Source organism: Castellaniella sp. (assembly GCF_041675725.1).
Classification (GTDB): Bacteria; Pseudomonadota; Gammaproteobacteria; order Burkholderiales; family Burkholderiaceae_B; genus Castellaniella.
In genome coordinates this window covers 1-7,467 of the sequence record NZ_JBAYTI010000096.1, presented here as the reverse complement: position 1 = coordinate 7,467, position 7,467 = coordinate 1, and the positions used below count along the sequence as shown (strand labels likewise).

6 protein-coding genes are annotated in these 7,467 nt (G+C 63.7%); 4 read left to right on the top strand and 2 right to left on the bottom strand.

The features are described 5' to 3' along the window. Positions 1–629 precede the first annotated feature (629 nt). Positions 630–1,598: a tripartite tricarboxylate transporter substrate binding protein gene (locus tag WCZ84_RS13260; RefSeq protein WP_372686754.1), complete on the bottom strand. Its 969-nt coding sequence runs from the start codon at positions 1,596–1,598 to the stop codon at positions 630–632. Between the two features lie 274 nt (positions 1,599–1,872). After that, positions 1,873–2,751, bottom strand: a complete 879-nt coding sequence (locus WCZ84_RS13255) for a helix-turn-helix domain-containing protein (RefSeq protein ID WP_372686753.1) — start codon at positions 2,749–2,751, stop codon at positions 1,873–1,875. 299 nt (positions 2,752–3,050) lie between these two features. Here WCZ84_RS13255 and WCZ84_RS13250 point away from each other — a divergent pair, with 299 nt between their 5' ends. The 4 genes from WCZ84_RS13250 to WCZ84_RS13235 all read left to right on the top strand — a co-directional run. After that, positions 3,051–3,428, top strand: coding sequence for a UxaA family hydrolase (locus WCZ84_RS13250; protein WP_372686752.1), 378 nt, complete (start codon positions 3,051–3,053; stop codon positions 3,426–3,428). Further along, a complete protein-coding gene (locus tag WCZ84_RS13245; RefSeq protein ID WP_372686751.1) occupies positions 3,425–4,771 on the top strand; it encodes a UxaA family hydrolase in 1,347 nt (448 codons plus the stop codon). The genes WCZ84_RS13250 and WCZ84_RS13245 overlap by 4 nt, the downstream gene beginning before the upstream one ends. A 118-nt stretch (positions 4,772–4,889) precedes the next feature. Further along, complete coding sequence (locus tag WCZ84_RS13240; protein ID WP_372686750.1) at positions 4,890–6,404, top strand: M81 family metallopeptidase; 1,515 nt, start codon at positions 4,890–4,892, stop codon at positions 6,402–6,404. Between the two features lie 73 nt (positions 6,405–6,477). Next, positions 6,478–7,467 (top strand): Ldh family oxidoreductase (locus WCZ84_RS13235; RefSeq protein WP_372686749.1); only part of this gene is annotated, 990 nt, incomplete at its 3' end.

Below are 7,467 nucleotides of genomic sequence, written 5' to 3'. Positions count from 1 at the left end.
TACGCTTGCTAATGAATTCGGCATCGGAGAAGCTCAGCTGACTCATCGGGGTCTTCCTGACTGGATCCATTTCAACAACCTATATTCTGACAGGTCCAGAGGACTTGTTCAGATGTTCCTTAGCATTATCAGGCAATCAAGATGAAATTTGATGCCGATATCCAAGAAAAGAGCTGCTTGAAAAGAACAATATGCTGAATTTCTTGGTCATTCCGGCATTATGTGCTCGTGGCGCGCCCGGCCGGCATGACCGCATCCGCAGTCGCATTCGAACCCGCAGTTGCATCTGCAGTCGCATCCACACCCGCAGTCGTGCTCGCAGTCGTGCTCGCAGTCGTGCCGCGGTCGCACCCGCAGTCGTGCTCACGGCCACGCTCACGGCCCTGATGGCGCCGTTTGGTCGTTTGGCACAATGTTGGCACAGTGCGGCCCTGGCGGAATGTAGCCTTGGCAGAATACGGCAGTCAGCGGCGCTGGGGTGACCCGGACCCGTTATCGTTGTTTTGCTTGGAAGAGAATCCGGGCCCACGGTCGTGGGCTAAGACCGAACGCTGAAATGGCGCGGCGCGGCATACCGCCCCCCGTATGCCGCGCCCCCGGCGGTGCCTACCCTTACCCTGGGTGCCCGCCTACTTTGCAAGCCCCACGGCACGCAGCAGTTCGCCGGTGCTCTGGTCTTGCTCTTCCATGAACTGGCCGAAGGAGGCCGCGTCCATATAGGCCACGCCATAGCCTTGCTTGGCCATGAATTCCTTGTACGCGTCGCTGTTGACGGTGGCCTTCAATGCCGCTTCCATCTTGTCGCGGATGTCGTCGGGCAGCCCCTTGGGCGCCACGATGCCGCGCCACAGCCCGATCGTCCAATCGCTGTCGATGGCATTCTTGAGGGTGGGGACATCCGGATAGACGGCGGATTGGGTATCGGCCAGCAGCGCCAGCGGACGGGCCTTGCCGGCATCGATCAGCGAGCGGCCTTCAGGCAGTGTGGCGACCACGATCTGGATCCCGTCTGCAGTCAGCTCGATCATGGCCGGCGCGGCACCTGCGGAGGGTACCCAGTGGATCGTGTCCAGGTCGAGGTCCAGGCTCTTGAGCAGGCCCGCAACCCCCAGGTGGCCGATACTGCCCTGGCCGGCGCCCGATGCCTTGAACGTGCCCGGTTTATCCGTGAACGCCTTGACCAGGTCGCCCATGTCTTTATAGCTGGCCGAGGCATTGACGATGATCGCTTCAGGATCCTGGTTGACCAGGGCGAGCGGCGTGTAGTCTTTGTAGGACAGCTCGGTCAGCCCCTGATGGTGCAGCGCGGTGATGTTGGTGTCCATCATCCCGAACGTGTAGCCATCATTCTTGGAACCCGCGATCGACTGGTAGCCGACCACCCCGTTGCCGCCGGCATGATTCACCACATTGACTGGCTTGCCAAGCTCTTTTTCGAGCACGGAACCGATGATGCGCGCCGTGGCATCGGTTCCGCCGCCTGCGGCCCAGGGCACGACCAGCGTGATCGGCCGCTCGGGCCAGGCCGCACTGGCGCTGCCGGCCACCATCAGGGCGGCAGCGGCCGCAATGTACTTCATGAATGTCGCCTGCTTCATTATTGTCTCCACGGGAGTGTCATCTACATCAGGAATACGTACCGGGACTGTATCAAAACAGGTATGGCGTGTAAAGAAAATATGATTTGTATCCAGCTCATATATCTTGTGAATAGGACATATGTGCTCACCATGCGCTTGATCCGGGCCGCAGCTGGCCGCGTCCAACCGCCCTTCGGCGGCTGCGAGCGCCTCTCGACCGGTCTTTTTCAGCGCAGGGATTTTCAGCAGTTTTCGGTTGATTTCAGCCGCTTTCGGCCACTATCTGCCGTTTTCAGAGAAGGAGATCTTTCAGGAACTGCAGCGTCTGCAAAGGCTGCATTACGGCGATCTTGATGAGGCCGTCGAATTCGCGCGTGAGCCTGCTGATGGTGTCGACGTGTCGCGTGGACAGGAAGGTATGACCCAGGTACAGGCAGGCGTGCTTCTGCCCGAAGATCGTGACGGGATAGACCGCCAGGTAGTTCTGCCGCGCGTCGATGCAGAACCAGCGAAACGTCGGGTACAGCGCCTCGTAGGATTCGACCATGTAGCGGATCTGCTTTTGGCGCACCTCCAGGGGCAGCCCGTGCCACAGGTAGTCGCCGCGGGCGAAGGCCTGGATCATTTCGATGCTCGAGCAGATTTCCATGTCGGCGCCCGGCCGGCCCAGGTAGGTCTTGCGGTAGCGGATGCCCTCGATCGCCTCGTCGACGCTGACTTCCGGGTGCCCGCGATACTGCCACTCGATCAGCTCTTCGCACTTCAGGGGCTCGGGCAGCGTGGTCGGAAAATAGCGGATCTTCATCCCGCTGTAGTCTTCGCGCCAGCGCATGAACTGCTCTTCGCGGATGGACGCGAACCGGAACGGATGCCAGGGTTCGGGATCGCCGTGGCCGGTGGGTTCGTCTACCGGCTGGTTGTGGTCCGTCAGGCCCAGCAGCCAGTCGATGCTGACATTCTGGCTGCGCGCGATCTGCACCAGGGTTTCGATGCGGGGCAGGCGCGAGGCCTTGTCGGACAGCAGCTGCGAGACGGAAGAACGGTTCAGCCCCGTCAGGCTGACCAGGTCATTGCGTGACAGTTTCCGCTTGAAGAGCAGCTCGTTGAGCCTGTTCCTGAAGCAGCTGGCCGGATCGGGCCGGCCACCCGGCTTCTTGCCTTGGGCGCTCATGGCATGGTTGTCGATGTCGGCACCTGTGTGGAGTCTGGGCGGCTCATGGCCCTGGATTATAGCAACACCATGTGCCGCTGGTACATCCTGTCACACCTATGCTGGGCCCCGCTGGGGCCCTATTGGCGTGCTCGTTTACCCTCGGTGCCCGTCTGGACACCCTTCTTTTAAGAGCGCTGGCCTTTGAGTCATGAAAATTTACTGATAGGATTGCAATCAAGCCAAACAGCCTGTTCACACAACATATGCATCGTTTATGGGGCATCGATCACGGTCCCGGCGATCCGCAGGAGACCCGCATGAAGCGCATCATGAAACTGGTGGCGCACGACAACATCGCCATCGCCTTCGAAGCCATCCAGGCGGGTGACGCCCTGCGGTTCGAAGACCAGACCCTGGTCGCGCTGGACGACATCCCCTTTGGCCACAAGGTGGCCATGGCCGACATCCCCGACCGGGGCACCGTGTTCCGCTACGGCGTGCCCATCGGCCATGCGCTGCACGACATCCCAAAGGGCAGCCACGTGCATTCCCATAACCTGGCCACCAATTTTCTCGATCATCAATCCCACGTCGTGGAGCCCACGCCGCACGCCGTCGAATCCGCATCGCCCGCCGTGGAGCCCACACCGCCTGCTGCGGAGCCAACACCGCCTGCTGTGGAGCCAACACCATGAACCCCGTTTCCCACCCCGCCTCGGCCGCCCGCCCGCAGAACGGCTCAATGGGCGCCCCACAGGACGCCCCACAGGGCGATCCGCTGGGCATTTCGCAGAACGGCCCGTTGGGCGCTCCACAAAACGGCGCTCGAAAACACGCCCTGCAGGGCTATCTGCGCGCCGACGGCCGCAAAGGCATCCGCAATCACGTCTCGGTGGTCTACCTGGTCGAATGCGCCCACCACGTCGCACGCGAGATCACCTGGCCGTACCGCCACGCCGGCGCCCACCTCATCGGCTTTCCTGGCTGCTTCTCGAATGAATACGCGGCCATGATGATGGAGCGCCTGTGCCTGCACCCGAATGTCGGCGCCGTGCTGCTGGTGTCCCTGGGCTGCGAGTGCTTCCAGCGCGAACCCCTGCAAGAGAAGATCCGCGAATCGGGCCGCCCGCTGGAAACCATCGTCATCCAGCAGAACGGCGGCACCTTGCGCTCCATCGAAGATGGCCAGCGCTGGGTGGCCGACCAGCTGGCGGTGCTTTCGAAAGCGCCCAAGGTGGACATGGCCCTTTCCGAGCTGGTGATCGGCACCACCTGCGGCGGTTCGGACAGCCTCAGCGGCGTCACCGCCAACCCCGTGGTGGGCCTGGCATTCGACCGGCTCGTGGACGATGGCGCCGCCGTGATGTTCGAGGAACTCGGCGAGCTGATCGGCTGCGACGAGCACATGGCCGAGCGGGCGGTCTCCCCCGGCCTGGCCGACGAAATACGCGGCGCCATGGACAAGACGCGGGCCTACTACCAGCACTTCGGGCACGGGAACATCGGCGACGGCAATGTCGAGGGCGGCCTGACCACGATCGAGGAAAAGTCGATCGGCGCCTACACCAAAAGCGGTTCGCGCCCCATCGTGGGCATGATCAAGCCGGGCGACGTGCCGGAACACGGCGGTCTGTACCTGATGGACATGATCCCCGACGGCCCCGTGAAATTCGGCCTGCCCGACGTGAACGACACGGCGGAAATCGTCGAGATGGTCGCCTGCGGCTGCCATCTCATCCTGTTCACGACCGGCCGGGGCTCCGTCGTCGGCTCGGCGCTCGCGCCCGTCATCAAGATCTGCTCCAACCCGGAGACCTATCGGAATATGGAAGGCGACATGGACATCAATGCCGGCGCCATCATCGATGAGGTCAAGGCCCCGGCCGACGTGGCCGATGCCCTGTACCAGCAGGTACTCGCCACGGCCGCTGGCGAACACACCAAGTCCGAAGCGCTGGGCCACCAAGAGTTTCTGCTCTGGTACAAGAGCATGGAACCCATCGGGCCAGCCTGCCTGCCACTTCGGCAAGCGATGTGAAGGCCGACGCGGCCGGGCGCAACAGCCGGGCACAGGCCGGGTACAGTAACCGGGCACAACGGCCGGGTACAAGCCGGGCACAAATAGGCACACAGCAGATACATAAAGGCCATCGAGTATGAAACAGATGAAAAAAGTGGTGATTGGCGGGATATGGCATGAAACGAACACCTTCTCGCCTGTGGAAACCGGCCTCGCGCAGTTCAAGGCCTATCAATACCAGACGGGAGACGGGTTGCTGGCCTACTTCGACGGCACCCGCACCGAGCTGGGGGGCTTCATCGCCGAGTCCGGCGCCTGCGGCTTCGAGCTGGTGCCGTCGTGCTACGGCGCCGCGGTGCCGGCCGGGCCCGTCACCCTGGATGCGTTCAAGCACATCACCAACCAGATCCTGGCCTGCATTGAACAGACGCCCGATGCCGACGCGGTCTACCTGTCGCTGCACGGCGCCATGGTGCTCGAGACCGGCGCGAGCGGCGACGCCATCCTGCTCGAAGCCATCCGGGTGCGTTGGCCCGAGCGCCCGCTGGTGGCCACGTTCGACCTGCACGCCAACCTGAATGATCGCAGCATTGCGGCGGCTGATTTGCTGGTTGGCTACGACACTTTCCCGCACGTGGACTTCTTCGAACGCGGCCAGGAAGCCGCGCAGCTGCTCAGGCGCATGCTCGACACCGGCGTGCGCCCGGCCAAGGCGGTCCGGCGCCTGCCGCTGATCACAGTGCCGCAGATGCAGAGCACGTCCGACCAGCCTATGCTCGACCTGGTCCGCCAGATGCATGAATTCGAAGAGGACGATGGCGTCTGGACGTGCTCCATCGTGCCCGGATTTCCCTATTCGGATCTCGATTACCTGGGTTTTACCGTGCTGGCCTATGGCGACCCCGAGCCCATCACCCGGGCCGTCGATACGCTGGCGATGCAGACCTGGCGCGAGCGCGAGCGTTTTCTGCCGCAATTGGTGCCCCTGGAGACGGCCATGGCCGAGCTGCGCGCAGACACGGATCGCAGTCGGGATCCCGCCATCCTGGTGGAGCCGGCCGAAAACGTGGGCGGCGGGGCCCCGGGGGATGCCACCCACCTGCTCGAGGCCCTGCTGGCCGACGACGTCGGCCCATCGGTGGTCGTGCTGTGGGATCCAGAAGCCGCACAAGCCGCGGCCGCCGTGGGCCTGCAGGGCCGGTTCCAGCGTACCGTGGGCGGGCATTCGACGCCGCTGAACGGCGCGCCCGTCGCTCTCGATGGCACGGTGGTGTATTGCGATACCGTCACCTATACCAGGACCGGTTCCTACATGACCGGGCAGCGCGTGCTCATGGGTCTGACGGCCATCGTGCAGCAGGGGCAGGTGTCGGTGGTGCTGACCACTGAGCGCGTCATGCCCTTCGACAGCGACCACGTCACCTGTCTGGGCATCGTCCTGGCCGACCAGAAGGCGATCACCGCGAAATCCGGGTCCGCCTGGCGCGCCGCCTTCGGCGACGTCGCCGCGCGGGTCTTCTACATCGATACCCCCGGGGTAGCGGCTTCGAACGTTTCGCATCTGCCCTATAGAAAGGCGCCGCGACCGCTGTATCCCCTGGACATGGACACGGACTACACCGTGTCCGGGTCGTCACCGTTGCATCGTTGAGCTGCGGTTGCACCGCTGCGCTGTCGTCGCACCGTTGATTTGGCCTTTGAATTTTTGAATGATAGGCGAGCCCATGATCTCCAGATTGCGATATCCTGCCGACGCCCTGAAGGACTTTGCCAGCCGATTGCTGGCTGCGGCGGGGATGGACGCCGCGCTGGCCGCCACTGTGGCGATGACGCTGGTCGAGGGCGATCTGCTGGGACACGATACCCACGGCCTGGCGCTATTGGCGCCCTATATCGATCAAATCAGCAACGGCGCGCTCAGCGTCTCGGGCGCCCCGGAGACGCTCGACGACCATGGGGCGGTGGTGCTGTGGGACGGTAAGCGGCTGCCCGGGCCCTGGCTGGTGCACGAGGGGCTGCGGCAGATGAAGCCGCGTGCGCGGCAGTTCGGCTCGGCCACTCTGGTCATCCGCAACAGCCATCATATCGCCTGCCTGGCCGCCTACCTGCGCGAACCCAGCGAAGAGGGTTTTCTCACGGTGCTATCGAGCTCCGATCCAACGGTACAGATCGTCGCGCCGCACGGCGGCACGCGCGCGGTGTTCACCCCGAACCCGATTGCCGCCGGCATTCCGGCGCATCCCACGCCGTGGCTGATCGATATCTCGGCCTCGATGACCACCAATGGCATGGTCAACCGCCTGCACAGGGCAGGGCAGACGTTCGATGAGCCTTTTCTGCTCGACGCCGAGGGCCATCCCAGCGTGGATCCTGGGGTGATGAAAGCGGATCCTTCCGGCACCCTGCTGCCCCTGGGTGGGCTGCGTCTTGGCCACAAGGGCTTCGGCCTCGCCTTATTGATCGAAGCCCTGACCAGCGGCCTCGCCGGACACGGCCGCGCCGCTGCCGAGGTTCAAGCCCAGGCCTCGGCCTCGACCCCGGGGCAGGCCCCGGCTCAGGCCCAGGTCCAGGCTCAGGCTCAGGCTCCCGGCCAGGGGTGGGGCGCCTCGGTGAACCTGATGTTGTTCGACACGCGTCGCTTTGGTGGCGAGCAGGCGTTCCTGCAGGAAACGACATTCCTGGCGGATGCCTGTCGCCGCAACCCGCCCAGGCCG